Origin of the sequence: Xanthomonas sp. CFBP 7698, assembly GCF_003600855.1 — a bacterium.
GTDB lineage: Bacteria > Pseudomonadota > Gammaproteobacteria > Xanthomonadales > Xanthomonadaceae > Xanthomonas > Xanthomonas cannabis.
This window is the reverse complement of sequence record NZ_PRDN01000005.1, coordinates 223968-239025: the sequence shown is the minus strand read 5'-3', so window position 1 is coordinate 239025 and position 15058 is coordinate 223968. Positions and strand designations below refer to the sequence as shown.

Sequence of the window (15058 nt, the reverse complement as noted above, 5' to 3'; positions counted from 1 at the left end):
CTGGCATGGTGCGGCTTACGATGACTGCTTTCGCTGTCCTGCATCCTGAGTACTCTCTCCTATACGTCGTTGCCTACCTTAAGGATCAGACGTTACACAGGTGTGGAGCGGTTCAGAATCTTCCGTGAAATGCGGCGCTGCACGCAGGCGATTGCGTGAAATCTGGAAGCCGCGCCGTGCAGTGCGACTGTGATGATCGCAACGTCGTGCTGCATCGCGCTGCGGGTTAGACATGTTCGTCCATCGAACAGAGTCCATCACGCCGAACAACATCAATCAGGCGAACGAGGATGCATGCACAGCGTGTAGAGATGCCGACGCAGCCTGAGCAATTAAGTGTTGGTGTTCCCATTAACGCACTATTGTCGCGTTCGATGATCATTCGTTGACATACCCGCAGTTACCCTGCACGTCAAGTTTGTTTAATCCGGAACGCCCCAAGCCATGAGCAGAGACCCATCCGTTATCGATGTACAAGCCGAAATCGCGCATTGGCAGGCGCGGCACGCCCAGGGGAACCTGGGTAGCGGCAAGTTCAGCGAATTGTCCCCGGTGGTGAAAATGGCCTGCGACATCTACCTGCAGGCACCGCGTTCGAGCGATCAGGAACGTCTGCGGCTGTTTCGCGATCGCCTTGAGCACCACTTCATTTCATCCAGCACCCAGTCCAACTACGAACAGTTGGCGACCGACTGCTGGCAACGTCTGGGCACGCGCAATAGTTGAGCACGCCAGTAACGCCGGCGTTGAGCAAGACCCGTTATTCATTGGAGATCGTCATGAAAACCCCGTATCAAGTGCAGCAGGAGCTGGAACGATTGGAGCGGTTGGTTCCGCACATCATCAGCGACCAGGGCGACCGCGCGGAGGAAATCCTTGGCTTCCATGTGGCAAGCCTGCTCGGCAGCGCACCTGCCAGCGAGCACGCCATCATTCGTGAGCGCACCGCGCGCATGGCACGCGTGTGCCGTACGGCGCAGGACGCGGTTCGCGCGCCGGTCAGACCCATGGGCATCGCCCCGGTCGCCCAGCCGCAGTGGGCCTGACCAACGCATCACCGGAGCCGCCTAGCGGCTCCTTTGCATTTCATCGTCGGCCATTGCCGACTCACCTCAGGACCTCCATGAAATCCACTCTCGCTGCCGTTTCACTACTTGCCATGCTGACCCTCACCGCCTGCGATCGCCCTGGTGGCGATGCCTCGCGCACTGCACCGGCGGTGTCGCCGGAACCGACTGCCGCGCCGGTCAGCGGCAGCGGAGCGACCGAGCTGGCCAAGGGCGACGGTGCAGTGCTGGGCGTGCTGGCTGCCATTGACGAAAACGAGATTGCGCTGGCCAAGCAGGCCATCGGGCAGGACCTGGGCGGCTCCACCGGCCCGTTTGCCGAGCAGATGCTGCACGACCACCAGGCCAACCTCGAGAAGACCAAGGCCCTGGGCGCAAAGGACAGCCCGCGCGCCGACGCGGTGCGCGCCAAGGGCAAGGCCGCAGTGGAGGCGCTGGAGAAGACCTTGACGCTGCCCGATGGCAAGGATGCGTACCGCAATGCCTTCATGCGCAACATGGTCATCGACCATGGCGACACCATCAAGATTCTGGATTCGGAGCTGTTGCCCGCCGCCGAAAGCGCACCGGTCAAGCAGCACCTGGAAGAAACCCGTCGTGTAGTGTCGGCACACTTCGAACGCGCCCATGCGGTGTCGTCGTCGAAATAAATACGCTGCACCCAGCACCTTGCAAACGCGCCGGCCTGTCCGGCGCGTTTGCGTTTGGGGATGAGGCGGCTACCCGGCGCTGCATCACGGCGCCGGACCGGCGCGCCTGATGCCGCGCGTCACCGGCCGCTGGCCGTATTGCTGCGTCGGCTTCACTGCGCTCCAGTCCGCACTGGCCTATGGTGCCGCATCCCTCCGGCCAGGAACTTCTCATGCGCGTGCTCATCACCGGCGGTACCGGCTTCATCGGCCAGGCGCTGTGCCCGGCCTTGGTGCAGGCCGGCCATCAGGTCTGCGTCCTGACCCGCAATACCGGCCGCGCCAGCCGCAGCCTGCCCGGCATCACCGCCGTGGAGACGCTGGACGGCGTGCAGGCCGAGGCCGTCATCAACCTGGCCGGTGAGCCGCTGGCGGCCGGCCGCTGGAGCGATGCACGCAAGCAGTGCTTTCGCGAGTCGCGGCTGGGCACCACTGACCGGTTGTACGACTGGATCGCGCAGCAGCCGGCGCAGCAGCGCCCGGCAGTGGTGGTGTCCGGTTCGGCGGTGGGCTATTACGGCGAGCGCGGCGACGCGGCGCTGACCGAAGCGGACGGCGCCGGCGAGGATTTTTCGGCCGTACTCTGCCGCGACTGGGAGGCCGCCGCCGCCCGCATCGGCGCGCTTGGCCCACGCGTAAGCTGGGTCCGCACCGGCATCGTGCTGGACCGCGACGGCGGCGCACTGGCACGCATGCTGCCGGCGTTCCGGCTGGGTGGCGGCGGGCCATTCGGCGATGGGCGGCACTGGATGAGCTGGATCCACCGCGCCGACATGGTCGCGCTGCTGGTATGGCTGCTGCAGCACGGGCAGCCCGGCGCCTACAACGCCACCGCCCCCAACCCGGTGACCAATGCGGAATTTGCCCGCACCCTGGCCAAGGTCCTGCACCGCCCTGCCTTGCTGGCGCTGCCGGCCGGGCTGCTGCGATTGGGCTTTGGCGAAATGGCCGACCTGCTGCTGATCAGCCAGCGCGTGCTGCCGCAGCGTGCGCTCGCTGCCGGGTTCGGCTTCCGCCACGAGCAGCTGGAGCCGGCCCTGCGCGCGATTCTGCAGCGCTGAGCCGGCCGCGCAGGCAGCTCGCCTGCGCAAACCTGCCGCTCCTCGGTTCGCCTGCCCGGCAGGTTTGCGCATGCACTAATATTTGCCTAACGCGCATCTCCGACAGTGCTGCGGATCTTGGAATGGCCCGGCGCCCGGCGGAACCCTGATGCACCTGCTGCTTGTCGAAGACGACCCCCTGTTGGCCAACGCCATCTGCGACGGCATGCGCCAGCACAGCTGGACCATCGACCACGTGGGCAACGCCGCCACCGCCAGGGCGGCGCTGGTGGACCATCGCTACACCGCTGTCCTGCTGGATATCGGCCTGCCCGGCGAGTCGGGGCTGGCGGTACTCCGCTTCATGCGCAGCCATTACGACCCGACCCCGGTGATCGCCCTGACCGCACGCGGCCAGCTCACCGACCGCATCCGCGGCCTGGACGCCGGCGCCGACGATTACCTGGTCAAACCCTTTCAGTTCGATGAGCTGATGGCACGGCTGCGCGCGGTCACCCGGCGCAGCCAGGGCCGCGTGGTGCCGCTGCTCAGCCAGGGCGATGTCTGCGTGGACCCGAGCAGCCGCAAGGTCACCAGGGCCGGCAAATGGGTGGCGCTGAGCGCGCACGAATATCGACTGCTGCTGGCCTTGATGGAACGTGCCGGGCGCGTGGTCACCAAGGATCAGCTGGAAGAAGGCGTGTATGGCGGCCCGTCCGACGGCGGCAGCAACATGATCGCGGTGTATGTGCATCAGTTGCGCCGCAAGCTGGGCGAAGAGCTCATCTCCACCGTTTACGGCCAGGGGTACATGGTCGGCAAGTCCCCCGCATGAAGTCCCTGCAGGCACGCATGCTGGCGGCGCTGGCCGCCATCGTCCTGCTGAGCTGGTCCACTTCGCTGTGGATCCTGGTGGCGCTGGTCACCGAGGGTCACCATAGCGTGTTCGAGCAGGAGCTCAACCTGCTGGGCGACCACCTGGTCGGCATCCTGCCCGAAGCGCTGCAGCACCGCTTCGACAGCCCGTCAGCGCCGGCCAACGGCGCAGACCTTGAAACGCCGATCGGCAATGCGTCCTCGCGCATGAGTTTCAAGCAGACCCTGATCGCGATGGTGCTCAACACCGTGCAACTGGGCGTGCTTGGCGTGCTGGTGTGGTGGGCGGTACGTACCGCGCTGGCGCCGTTGCGCAGCGTCTCCTGCGCCATTGCGCAACGCACCGGGCTGGACACCGACCCCGTCCCGCTGGATCGGGTGCCCGACGAGATCCGTCCGCTGATCGCCGCGTTCAACACCTTGCTGGCACGGGTGGAACAGGCCGTGCAGGCCGAGCGCAATTTTGTCGCCGACGCCGCGCATGAACTGCGCACTCCGCTCTCGGCGCTGCATGCCTACGCCGAAGTCGCCTTGCGCGCATCTACGCTGCAGGACAAGGACGCTGCCCTGCGCCAGTTGCTGGAAACCGCGCGCCGCAGCAATCGCTTGGCCGAACAATTGCTGGATCTGGCGCGGCTGGATGCCGGCATCAGTTCGGCTGCCTACCAACAGGTCGAGATGGGCGAACTGATCTCGCATGTCCTGGACGAATTCAGCGTGCAGGCCGATGCCCGCCAGCTCAATCTGCACGTGGAGGCGGCACCCTGCCTGCTGCGCTGCGATGTGGATGCAGTGGGCATCCTGATCCGCAACCTGGTCGACAACGCCATCCGCTACGGACGCGTTCGCGGCACCGTGGAAGTGAGTTGCGGCTACTGCCTGCGCGCCGATGCACTGCACCCGTTCGTGCAGGTCAGCGATGACGGCCCCGGCGTACCGGACGCGGCGCATGCGTCCATCTTCGAGCGGTTCTATCGCGTGCCCGGCAGCGAGGTGCAGGGCAGCGGAATCGGACTGTCGCTGGTGGCGGGCATTGCCCGCCTGCACGGAGCCACCATCGAAACCTGCGAAGGCAACGACGGGCGTGGCCTGTGCGTGCGCGTGGTGTTCGCCGATGACCGCGCGCCGACCACGGCGTGAACACCCAGGGCGGACGGTACTGCGGCCCGGCACCTCCAATAAGTTTCCAATCCTGGCCGCCTAGAGTGCACGCACCACACGCATCCAGGCTGCATGGTGATGACTTCCTCGACCCGCTCCACCTCGCCCATCGCCGCCCTGTCGCCGTGGGCCACGCACGCCGCAGCCAACGACAGCGTCGGCATGACGGTCAGTCACATTGCCGCGTCGCCAGCATGTCGCTGTGGCCGCACCGGCACACGTAACCGCGACATCTGGTGCGCCTTGCCCGATATCCGCAGCGCGCGCCACGTCCGCCGACTGCCACGTTGGGCAGCACGCAGCGTGCTGTTGAGCGCGGCAGGCCTTGCATTTGCATTGGCACTGGCGCGCGTGCTGCTGCACTGAACCTCGCTGCCCGCACTGGCCCTTCCACCGTCCTCACTCTATCCAGGTCTTTGTCATGTCTGTCCATTTCGTCACTCGTTGCTGCACGCTTGCCGTTGTCGGCATCAGTCTGATCGGCTGCTCCAGCACCCGCCCGTTGCCGTACAGCCAACTGCCGTCGTCCAGTTATTTGCGCCCACACGACGGCAGCCGCGGAGACCGCATGCCGTACGCCTATCACAGCAACGTGGACTGGACGCGTTACCGGGCGGCCATCGTCGAACCGGTAGCCATCTACCGCGGGCCGGATGCGCAGTTCGAAGAGGTGCCCGAACAGGACAGGCGCATGCTTGCCGATGACATGCAGCAGCAATTTGGCTACGCCCTTGCACGGCGTTGGCGCCCGACCACGGTGGCCGGCAGCGATACCGTGCGGGTGCGCCTCACCCTCACCGGCGCCAAGCCCAGCAAGCGCGTACTGGGCACCGTCATGAAGGTGGACCTGGGCGGCGGCTCCTACAACGCGGTGCAGGCCGCACGCGGCAAGGAAGGTGCATTTTCCGGTTCGGTCAGCTATGCGGTGGAGATCTTCGACGCCCAAAGCGACCGCCTGCTCGCCGCCTATGTCGAGAAACAGTATCCCAGCGCCATGAACATCAAGGCCAGCCTGGGCGCCTACGGCGCAGCGAAGGCCGGGATTCGCAAGGGGGCCGAGCAGTTGCTCGAGGGGATCGAATAGTTCGGGAATCGGGAATCGGGAATCGGGAATCGGGAATGGGGAAGCGGGAAGCGGGAAGCGGGAAGCGGGAAGCGGGAAGCGGGAAGCGGAAGGCTAAAGGCGGACGTAGTGCTTGAACGGGTTGCGCGTGTCCTGTGAGTCTGCAGCGCCTTCCCTTCTCCCGCCGGGAGAAGGTGCCCCGAAGGGGCGGATGAGGGTCCGAGCGAAGCCTCGCGCAAAGCGCACATCGCACCTCGCGCCTGCCCTTGCCCAGCCCCTTGCTCCGTCAGCTGGCCACGCGCGACGCGGCGCGGTGCCATCGCAAGCGCATGCGTTTTTGACGTATCAAAAAAGGCCGGCGCTGCAGCCCAGCGCCGGCCTTCTTGCACCTCGCGTGATGCACGCTTACCTGGCGCGCGCATCACGTGTTGGCGTCCAGCGTCAGCGCGTGACGCGCTTTACGGCCTTCTTGCCGACCGCCTTGCGGGCGGCGGTGGTCTTGGCCACTGCGCGCGTTGCCGGGGTCTTGGTCACCTTGGCCGCCTTCTTCAGGGCGGTCTTGGTCACTGCCTTCTTCAGCGGGGCCTTCTTCACGGCGGCCTGGCGTGTGGCGGTCTGCTTGGCGACCGGTGCCTTCTTGGCGATGCTCTTGGCAACCGCCTTCTTGACCGACACCGACTTGGCCGCAGCCTTCTTCGCCGCGGTGCGCGCATCCACCGTTGCCACAGCGGTCTTGCGTGCCGCGCTCTTGGCGGCGGTCTTGGCACTCAGCGCGGCCGCGTCGGCCTTGGCATTGGCCTTGGCGGTTTCCAGCTTCTGTCTGGTGTTGGCCTTGGTGTCGGTGATCTTCTTCTTGGCAGCGGCACCGGTACTGCTCAGCTTCTGCCTGGCCGCCTCTTTGGTGGAGGTGATTTTCTGCTTCGCCGCGTCCTTGGTGGCGACGAGCTTCTGCTTGGCGGCGTCCTTGGTCGCAACCAGCTTGTCCTTCGCTGCGTCCCTGGTAGCCGTCAACGAGCGTTTGGTCTTGGCCACGCGGCGCTTGACGGCGCCCGCTGCGTCGGCAGCCTTGCTGGCTGCGTCCTGCTCCGCCTTGACCACCGCCTTGCGTGCCTTGGCGACACGTACCTTGACCTCCTGCACCGCCGCGCCGGCCGCTTCCTGCACGTTGGCGACCGCCTCGCTGGTGGTGCTGGCGATGCTGTCGGTCAGTTCGGTGGCAGTGCTCTTTACGCTATCGACGGCGTCGGACAGGGTTGCCGTCACACCATTGCCGTTGCTCATAGACCCTCCTTAAGGGCATCAGTGCGGGAAACGCGGGCGATGCGCGAGAGCATGCGTCTGCTGAACAGGCATCGGATCAAGCGGACGCTACGCCGGGCTCAACGGGCTGTCAACGCAGCGGCGGCAAGGCCTGCGCCGCGCTTTCACCGGCAGTTAAATTGCTCGCTGGCACTCTCGTTCAGCTTGATTTACGCAGTCAGACGCCCTATTCCTCTTCCACCGCGTAACCCGGACAGACGCTCCATGCGACCGCTTCCCACCTTGCTGACGCTCTCACTGGCTGCCGCATTCGGCGGCTTTGCCGCCACCGGCATCAATGCCTGGCTGGACAACCGCGCCGAGGCCACGCCGGCCGGCAATGCCACCTTCACCCTGCCAACGGCGGCGGCGTTGCCGGCGTCGGTCGCCGGGCAGCCGGTGCCCTCGCTGGCACCGATGCTGCAACAGGCGATGCCGGCAGTGGTGAGCGTCAACACCAAACAGGTGGTGCGCGTGCGCAACCCGTTCTTCAACGACCCGATCCTGCGCCGGCTGTTCCCGCAGGTGCCACAGGATCGCATCAACGAATCGCTGGGCTCGGGCGTCATCATCGATGCGCAAAAGGGCTATGTATTGACCAACCACCACGTCATCGAGAATGCCGACGACGTGCAGGTGACGCTCGGCGACGGGCGCACCGTCAAGGCAGACTTCATCGGCTCCGATGCCGACACCGACATCGCGCTGATCCGCATCAAGGCCGACAACCTCACCGATATCAAACTGGCCGACAGCAACGCACTGCGCGTGGGCGATTTTGTGGTGGCCATCGGCAACCCGTTCGGCTTCACCCAGACCGTCACCTCCGGCATCGTCTCGGCGGTGGGCCGCAGCGGAATTCGCGGCCTGGGCTACCAGAACTTCATCCAGACCGATGCCTCGATCAATCCCGGCAACTCGGGCGGTGCGCTGGTCAATCTGCAAGGCCAACTGGTCGGCATCAACACCGCCAGCTTCAATCCGCAGGGCAGCATGGCCGGCAATATCGGCCTGGGCCTGGCGATTCCGTCCAACCTGGCGCGCAACGTGGTCGAGCAACTGGTGACCAAGGGCGTGGTGGTGCGCGGCACCCTGGGCCTGGAAACCCAGAACCTCACCCAGCAGATGTTGCAGGGGCTGGGCGTGGACTCGCTGCGCGGCGCACTGGTGACGCGCGTGCTGCCAGGCTCGGCGGCCGCCGCGGCCGGCGTGCAACCCGGCGATGTGGTGGTGGCAGCAAACGATCAACGCGTGGACAGTGCGGAGGCGCTGCACAACTACGAGGGCCTGCAGGCCGTCGGCAGTGCGGTCACCCTGGAAATCCGCCGCGACGGCAAACCGCTCAAGCTCAAGGCCACCTTGAAGGAGCAGGACCGCGCGGTCACCGGCGACATGCTCGACCCGCGCCTGAGCGGTGCCACCTTCGTGGACCTGCCCGAATCGCTGCGTCAGTCCGGTATCACCGGGGTAATGGTCAGCGAGGTCAAACGCGGTGGCCGTGCTGCGGCCAACGGCCTGGTGTCCGGTGACGTGATCGTGGCCAGCAGCGTCGGCGAGTTCGCCGACCTTGCCAGCTGGCGCGCCAATTTCCAGCGCAAACCACAACAGCTGGTAGTGCGCATCCTGCGTGGCAACGCGCAATACGACGCGCTCATGCGTTGACGCGATGTGCACTGCGGGCTGCGTCCACTAACGCCTCCTACACCCCCCCGATGCTATTGCTACCGCACGACCGCACGTGAGTGACGGCTGCCCTCAATGACCCAAGGAGATATCGCATGAGCCCCACCAACACCGATCAGCTGAAGGAAAACCTGAGCGAAGCCGGCACCCACCTGAAGTCGGCCGCCAGCGCTGCCGGCGAAGCCGTCAAGGGCGCCACCAGCGCTGCAGGCGACGAGCTCAAGCTGGGCCGCGCCAACGTCAAGGCCGAACTCTCCGACACCGCGCTTGCCGGCATGGCCGCCGCCGAATTTGGTGGCGCCGCTGCCAAAGAGCAGATGGACGTACTGGTGGCCAAGGGCAACGATCTGCTCGAAAGCGCCACCGACCTGATCCGCGAGCGTCCGCTCGCCGCGTTCGGCGTGGCATTTGCAGCGGGTTGGGTCATCGCCAAGCTGGCACGCAGCAACGATAACTAAACCGTGAGCGATCAGGCCTCTACAGCTGCCGGCTCCGGCGCGCCAGACGCGCGCCCGGAAACGCCAGGACTGGACGAAAGCGTACGCGCGGTCGGTGCCGCCGGCCGTGCGACGTTGGGCTCGGCCAAGGACACCAGCCGCGCGTTACGCCGGCTGGTGTCGGCCGATCTGCAACTGGCACGCAGTGCGTTCGGGCGTGGCCTTGCATGGGCCTGTGTCGCGGTCGTTTTTGGCGCCTCGTCCTGGCTGTTGCTGGCGGGCGCCATCATTGCGTTGCTGCAACGCGCCGGGTTGTCGTGGTTTCAGGCGATGTTCTTCACCGCGTTAGCCAGTTTGCTGGTCACCGGCATCGCGGCGTGGCGGGTGTTCTTCTACTTCGATCACACCGGCATGAATGCCACGCGGCGGCAGTTGATCAAGCTGGGCATCTTCGATGACTCCAGTGACGACGACACGGCCACAGCCGCCAATGGAGCACGCTCATGAAGTTTGGCGCCTTGCGTCAGCGCGTCGAACGCGCTGAATTCCTGGTGGAAGGGCGGGCGCAGGAAACGCGCTCGCATTGGGCTCAGTTGCGCCAGACCTGGCGCGCCGGCTGGTCGCCGGTGCGCATCCTGGCAGTCGGTTTCGGGCTGGGCTTTGTGACCGGTCGCAACGAACCGCAGGCTGCGCTGGGCAGCATTGCCAGCAAGCTTGGTGGCATCCCCAAGATTTTGCAGATGATCAGCACCATCTCCGCGTTGTTCACTGCGCATCGCGCACAGGAAGCCTCCGAACAGGCCGAACGCGCTGCCGACAATGCCGAAGAAGTGGCCGCCGACCCGCCGGTCACGGTGGTGCAGGTGCCGGCCGACCACGCCGCCTGACCCAGCGTGCGGGCACACGCCGCACGCATTGCTACACCTGCGGCTGAGCCCGCTGCATCAACCAGTTCGTAATGACACCGCGCGCACAGACCCTGTGCGCGCCGTTGACGCGTTGTGCCGATAATGGCGCACCGCTGGCGGCACGCCAGTCTGCTGCCAGGGCACGCATGTCTCTTCCTCTCGATCCGCTGGATGCTGCCGTCGCGGCAGATTCGCTCCCGCCACCACCGGCCCCGCGTCCGCGCGCACCCGCCTCGCTGGTGGTGCTGGCCACGCTCGCTGTTGGCTATACGCTGTGGGCAGCGCAGACGATCATCCTGCCGGTCATGTTGGCGGCGTTCTTCGCCCTCATCGGCAACCCCATCCTGCGCGGTTTGCGCAAGCTGTACATCCCGCGGTTTGTCGGTGCCTTGCTGGTGTTGTGCCTGGGCTTGGCCGGCACCGTGGCCCTGGCGGCACAGCTGGCCGGCCCGGCTGCCGAATGGGCGCAGCAGGCACCGCGGCAGATGCGCCAGATTGCGCGCGATGTGCGCGACCTCACCAAGCCGGTGATGCAGGCCAACCAGGCCGCAGAAAATTTTGCACGCGCGGCCGGTGGCGAAGGCCAGCGCGGCGTGCAGATCGTGCGCACGCAGATGGACGACCCCTACAAGGCGCTGGTGCGCACGCCCAAACTGGCCGCGTCGGTGCTGGCGGTGGTGCTGCTGACGTTCTTCTTCATGGTGTATGGCGAGAGCCTGCAGCGGCATGCGATCGCCTTGCTACCGAACCGTCAGCAGCAACGTTTCACCACCGAAATCATGCTGGACATCGAACGCGAAGTCTCGCGTTACGTGCTCACCATCAGCGTAATCAACACGCTGGTCGGCCTGGTATTTGCCGGCATCTTGTATGTGCTGCAGATCCCGCTGCCCGAAGCGATCCTGTGGGGCACGGTGGTGGCACTGCTGAATTTCGCGCCCTATGTGGGCCCATTGATCGGCGTGATGCTGATGCTGCTGATGGGCTTTGTGGAATTCCGCACCACGGTGTCCTCTCTGCTGCCGGCAATCCTGTACCTGGCGCTGCACACCATCGAAGGCCAGGTGGTCACCCCCATCGTGCTGGGACGCCGCATGGCGATCTCGCCGCTGATGCTGATCCTGGCGCTGATGCTGTTCGGCTGGCTGTGGGGCATGGTCGGCCTGCTGCTGGCGGTGCCGCTACTGGTCTGCATCAAGATGGTGCTGAGCCGGGTAGAGGGGATGCAGCGCTGGGCCAGGCTGTTGGAATAGCCGGGAATCGGGAATCGGGAATCGCAAGAGCAGTGGCGTTGCTCTACCCATTCCCCACTCCCGATTCCCCATTCCCAACGCAAGACCGTAAAATCTCGCGATGAGCTTCCACATCAGCGCCATCACTCTCGACCTCGACGACACGTTGTGGCCTTTCGCGCCGATCGGGGCGCGCATCGATCAGGTGCTGTACGACTGGATGCGTGAACACAGCCCGGTCACTGCCGAGCGGTTTCCGGTGGAAGCGATGCGGGAGCTGCGCGAGCGCAGCTTTGCCGACAACCCGCACCTGCACCACGACCTCAGCGCGTTGCGGCGCTTAACGCTGGAAATGGCGTTGCGCGAAAGCGGTGGCGACCTGGCGTTGCTTGAGCCAGCCTATGAAGTGTTCTACGCCGCGCGTAACCAGGTGGAATGCTATCCGGATGCGCTCGACGCGCTGGCGCGCATTGCCACGCATGTGCCGGTGGCCGCGCTCAGCAACGGCAATGCCGATCTGCAACGCATCGGGCTGATGCATCACTTCGCGTTTCAGCTGGGCTCGCGCGAACACGGCAGTGCCAAGCCCGACGCCAGCATCTTCCACGCCGCATGCGCACGCCTGGAACTGCCGCCGGCACAGGTGCTGCATGTGGGCGACCACGTGCGCATGGACGTGCTGGGCGCGCTGGATGCGGGCCTGCGCGCGTGCTGGATCAATCGCGAAGGCGCAGTGTGGTCGCACCCCACCCAGCAGCCGGACCTGGAATTCGACAGCATGACCGGGCTGGCCGATTGGCTAGATGCGCAGCAGCCGCATCCCGGCCCCACGCGCGCCGGCATCAGCATTCCCGCCTGAGCCCACTCTGCTCGGCGCATGGCGCCGCATTCGAGGATTTCCATGTCGCACCTCACCGGTTTCACCGATTCCAACGCCGCGGCCCTGCCGCTGTATGTGCTCGACCGCGAGGGCTTTGCACGCTGGTGCGCCGAGCAGCCCACGCGCGTGTTGTCGTGGGCACAGGCGCAGCGATTCGATGCCGCGCCCGGTAGCGTGCTGTTGCTGCCCGGCGACCACGGGCTGGCCGGCGCCATCGTCGGCATCGGCGACCGCGCCGACGCGTATGCCTATGCCCACGCGCCGATGGCATTGCCGCCTGCCAGCCGCTGGACGCTGGCCAACGCCTTGAGCGATGCCGAACAGGCGTTGCTGCACCTGGGTTGGGGATTGGGCGCCTACCGCTTCGCGCGGTACCGCAAGGTGCCACGCGCACCGGCCGAACTGGCGGCCACGCCGTCGGCGCAGACACGCGCCTTGATCGAGGCCTGCGTGCAGGTACGCGACTGGGTCAACACGCCCACCGAAGACATGGGACCGCAGCATCTGGAAGAGGCCACCCGTGCGGTGGCGCAGGCGCATGGCGCGCAGGTCGATGCGATCGTGGGCGACGCGCTGCTGGCGCAGAACTTCCCCACCATCCACGCGGTGGGACGCGCCTCGCACCGTGCGCCGCGGCTGATCCAGCTGCAGTGGGGCGATGTGGCGCACCCGCATCTGGTACTGGTCGGCAAGGGCGTGTGCTTCGACACCGGCGGGTTGGATCTCAAGCCCGCCGATGGCATGCGCAACATGAAAAAGGACATGGGCGGCGCCGCACATGCGCTGGCGCTGGCCGGCCTGGTGATGGCGCAGCGGTTGCCGGTGCGGCTGACCCTGCTGATTGCCGCGGTGGAAAACGCGGTCGGCCCGGAAGCCTTTCGCCCCGGCGAGGTCATCACCACCCGTGCCGGTGTCAGCGTGGAAGTGGACAACACCGATGCCGAAGGCCGGCTGGTGCTGTGCGATGCCTTGAGTTATGCCACCGAACAGAAGCCGGACCTGATCCTGGATTTCGCCACGCTCACCGGGGCCGCGCGCATCGCGCTGGGCCCGGATCTGCCGGCCCTGTTCGCCAACGACGATGCGCTGGCGCAGGCCTGGATCAGCGCTGGCGAACAGACCCGCGACCCGGTCTGGCGCATGCCGCTGTGGCGCCCGTACCTGCGCTATCTCAACAGCCACGTGGCGGACATGGCCAACGCCGGCTCGCGCATGGCCGGCGCCGTCACCGCCGCGCTGTATCTGGAACGCTTCGTGGCCCCAGGCCAACGCTGGGCACATCTGGACGTGTACGCCTGGAACGACAGCGACCGCCCCGGCCGCCCGGCCGGTGGCGAAGCGCTGGCCCTGCGCTCGGCATTTGCGATGCTGCAGCAGCGTTACGCCGGGTAAGCGCGGCCAGTCACACCACGCGCCGGCGAGTGCCAGCCGCCTGCAGCTGCGCTGGTCATCCCTGGGGACGCAGCAACGGTGCGATCGTGCGCAGGCGTGTCTGCGTCGCCGGGCCGACCAGCGCAAACGCGGTGTCGCCTTCGGCCCAGTACTGCGCCAACAGACCACCATCGCGACGTTCGCCGGTCGGCATCGGGCCGCTGCGTGGACGCAGATACAGGCCGATGCGCGCGCCGTCGGCATCGCCGTAGATCAGCATGGCGGCCGCGCCCTCCGGCGTGGAAAGTAATTGCCCGCCGCGCAGCGTGTAGCCCTGCGCACGCAGATCCGGCACGACACCGGCATTGCCGAAATGCGCGCGCAACCAGGGCTCCAGCTCGGTACGGCGCTGTACCTCCAGCGCAGCGCCCTGCTGCGCGCCGGTCTCGGCGAACAGCCGGTACGCGGCCACGGCATCGGCCATCGGAATCCGCTGGCTGGTCATCCGGCTCTCGTGCAGCTGCCAGCCCAGCCCGGTGCCCAGGCCGAGTGCCAACACGCAACTGGCGGCCGTGGCAAACACCGCCCGGCGGCGTTGCTGCAGGCCACGGCGAATCGCCGCAGGCGTCAGCGCACCTGTGCCCGGCTCTGGGGGCAGGCCGGCATGCGCGGCACGCAGCGCTTCGGCATCGCGCTTCCAGCCTGCCACGCGCGCGGCCTGCGCAGGGTGTGCCTGCAGCCACGCCGCAACCGCTGCGTGTTGCTCCGGTGCCAGGCGGCCATCGACGTAGGCGTGCAAGGCATGCTCGTCGGGCGGTGTGGTGGTCATTTGAGGATCCTCAATGCAGGTGTGTGGCTCACGTGGCCCTCGTTCACTGCGCGCAAGCGTTCGCGCGCACGCGACAGGCGCGACATGACCGTGCCGATCGGGATGCCGAGGGTGTCGGCCACCTCGCGGTAACTGAAGCCCTCCACGCTGACCAGGAGCAGCAAGGCGCGTTGTTCGGCTGGCAACAACGCCAGACTGGCCAACATGGCACGGCCGTCGTGCACCTGTTCGGCAGAGGCGGACTGGCTGGGCTGTTGTGGCGCGAACAGGCCCACCACGCGCTGCCAGCGCGCGGCACGGCGCTGCCCATCCAGAAACTGCCGGTACAGGATGGCGAACAACCAGGGTTGCACAGCGTCGGCGGTATGCCGGGTGCGCCAACGCCGCAGGGCACGTTCCAGCGTGGCCTGCACCAGGTCGTCGGCGTTGGCGGCCTCGCCGCTCAGCGACCGCGCGAAGCGGCGCAGCGCCGGCAGCACGGCACGTAGTTGGTCATCGTCCAGAGCATCCATTGGCAGGTTTG

At 66.5% G+C, this 15058-nt stretch carries 18 protein-coding genes; 15 read left to right on the top strand and 3 right to left on the bottom strand.

Features of this window, described 5'->3' with window-relative positions; translation table 11 throughout:
* Nucleotides 1-444: 444 nt before the first annotated feature.
* The 8 genes from XnspCFBP7698_RS18160 to XnspCFBP7698_RS18125 all read left to right on the top strand — a co-directional run bounded on the left by XnspCFBP7698_RS18160 (nt 445) and on the right by XnspCFBP7698_RS18125 (nt 5917).
* Entirely contained in the window at nt 445-726 is a 282-nt protein-coding gene (locus tag XnspCFBP7698_RS18160; RefSeq protein WP_039404509.1) for a hypothetical protein, read from the top strand.
* A 53-nt stretch (nt 727-779) separates the two neighbouring features.
* Entirely contained in the window at nt 780-1046 is a 267-nt protein-coding gene (locus tag XnspCFBP7698_RS18155) for a hypothetical protein (protein WP_166750701.1), read from the top strand.
* 77 nt (nt 1047-1123) lie between these two features.
* Entirely contained in the window at nt 1124-1717 is a 594-nt protein-coding gene (locus tag XnspCFBP7698_RS18150; protein ID WP_104581192.1) for a DUF4142 domain-containing protein, read from the top strand.
* 212 nt (nt 1718-1929) lie between these two features.
* Nucleotides 1930-2817 carry a TIGR01777 family oxidoreductase gene (locus XnspCFBP7698_RS18145; protein ID WP_104581251.1) on the top strand — a complete coding sequence of 296 codons (888 nt, stop codon included), beginning with the start codon at nt 1930-1932 and terminating at the stop codon, nt 2815-2817.
* 148 nt (nt 2818-2965) lie between these two features.
* Nucleotides 2966-3631 carry a response regulator transcription factor gene (locus XnspCFBP7698_RS18140; RefSeq protein ID WP_047692791.1) on the top strand — a complete coding sequence of 222 codons (666 nt, stop codon included), beginning with the start codon at nt 2966-2968 and terminating at the stop codon, nt 3629-3631.
* Nucleotides 3628-4812, top strand: coding sequence for an ATP-binding protein (locus XnspCFBP7698_RS18135; RefSeq protein ID WP_047692793.1), 1185 nt, complete (start codon nt 3628-3630; stop codon nt 4810-4812). Before XnspCFBP7698_RS18140 ends, XnspCFBP7698_RS18135 begins: the two co-directional genes overlap by 4 nt.
* A gap of 183 nt (nt 4813-4995) precedes the next feature.
* Nucleotides 4996-5199, top strand: a complete 204-nt coding sequence (locus tag XnspCFBP7698_RS18130) for a hypothetical protein (RefSeq protein ID WP_233549024.1) — start codon at nt 4996-4998, stop codon at nt 5197-5199.
* Nucleotides 5200-5254: 55 nt separating this feature from the next.
* Nucleotides 5255-5917 (top strand): DUF3313 domain-containing protein, encoded by a 663-nt coding sequence (locus XnspCFBP7698_RS18125; RefSeq protein ID WP_047692795.1) that lies wholly within the window; start codon nt 5255-5257, stop codon nt 5915-5917.
* Nucleotides 5918-6337: 420 nt separating this feature from the next.
* Here XnspCFBP7698_RS18125 and XnspCFBP7698_RS18115 read toward each other — a convergent pair whose 3' ends face one another.
* Complete coding sequence (locus XnspCFBP7698_RS18115; RefSeq protein ID WP_104581194.1) at nt 6338-7177, bottom strand: histidine biosynthesis protein HisIE; 840 nt, start codon at nt 7175-7177, stop codon at nt 6338-6340.
* A gap of 243 nt (nt 7178-7420) precedes the next feature.
* Here XnspCFBP7698_RS18115 and XnspCFBP7698_RS18110 point away from each other — a divergent pair, with 243 nt between their 5' ends.
* The 7 genes from XnspCFBP7698_RS18110 (at nt 7421) to XnspCFBP7698_RS18080 (ending at nt 13727) form a co-directional block, all read left to right on the top strand.
* Nucleotides 7421-8857, top strand: coding sequence for a Do family serine endopeptidase (locus XnspCFBP7698_RS18110; RefSeq protein WP_039404527.1), 1437 nt, complete (start codon nt 7421-7423; stop codon nt 8855-8857).
* Between the two features lie 116 nt (nt 8858-8973).
* Nucleotides 8974-9336 (top strand): hypothetical protein, encoded by a 363-nt coding sequence (locus XnspCFBP7698_RS18105; RefSeq protein ID WP_010374821.1) that lies wholly within the window; start codon nt 8974-8976, stop codon nt 9334-9336.
* A 3-nt stretch (nt 9337-9339) separates the two neighbouring features.
* Nucleotides 9340-9822 carry a hypothetical protein gene (locus XnspCFBP7698_RS18100; protein ID WP_039404543.1) on the top strand — a complete coding sequence of 161 codons (483 nt, stop codon included), beginning with the start codon at nt 9340-9342 and terminating at the stop codon, nt 9820-9822.
* Nucleotides 9819-10202, top strand: a complete 384-nt coding sequence (locus XnspCFBP7698_RS18095) for a hypothetical protein (RefSeq protein WP_047692800.1) — start codon at nt 9819-9821, stop codon at nt 10200-10202. The genes XnspCFBP7698_RS18100 and XnspCFBP7698_RS18095 overlap by 4 nt, the downstream gene beginning before the upstream one ends.
* A gap of 167 nt (nt 10203-10369) precedes the next feature.
* On the top strand, nt 10370-11476 hold the full coding sequence (locus tag XnspCFBP7698_RS18090) for an AI-2E family transporter (RefSeq protein ID WP_104581252.1): 1107 nt from the start codon (nt 10370-10372) through the stop codon (nt 11474-11476).
* Between the two features lie 100 nt (nt 11477-11576).
* Nucleotides 11577-12314 carry an HAD-IA family hydrolase gene (locus tag XnspCFBP7698_RS18085; RefSeq protein ID WP_104581195.1) on the top strand — a complete coding sequence of 246 codons (738 nt, stop codon included), beginning with the start codon at nt 11577-11579 and terminating at the stop codon, nt 12312-12314.
* Between the two features lie 42 nt (nt 12315-12356).
* Nucleotides 12357-13727 carry a leucyl aminopeptidase family protein gene (locus XnspCFBP7698_RS18080; RefSeq protein ID WP_104581196.1) on the top strand — a complete coding sequence of 457 codons (1371 nt, stop codon included), beginning with the start codon at nt 12357-12359 and terminating at the stop codon, nt 13725-13727.
* Nucleotides 13728-13782: 55 nt separating this feature from the next.
* Here the strand turns inward: XnspCFBP7698_RS18080 and XnspCFBP7698_RS18075 are convergent, their stop codons facing one another.
* Together XnspCFBP7698_RS18075 and XnspCFBP7698_RS18070 are read right to left on the bottom strand one after the other, a co-directional pair.
* The gene (locus tag XnspCFBP7698_RS18075; protein WP_104581197.1) at nt 13783-14535 is read right to left on the bottom strand and encodes an anti-sigma factor; all 753 of its coding nucleotides are present in this window, start codon (nt 14533-14535) and stop codon (nt 13783-13785) included.
* The gene (locus tag XnspCFBP7698_RS18070; RefSeq protein ID WP_104581198.1) at nt 14532-15047 is read right to left on the bottom strand and encodes an RNA polymerase sigma factor; all 516 of its coding nucleotides are present in this window, start codon (nt 15045-15047) and stop codon (nt 14532-14534) included. Before XnspCFBP7698_RS18070 ends, XnspCFBP7698_RS18075 begins: the two co-directional genes overlap by 4 nt.
* Nucleotides 15048-15058 lie beyond the last annotated feature (11 nt).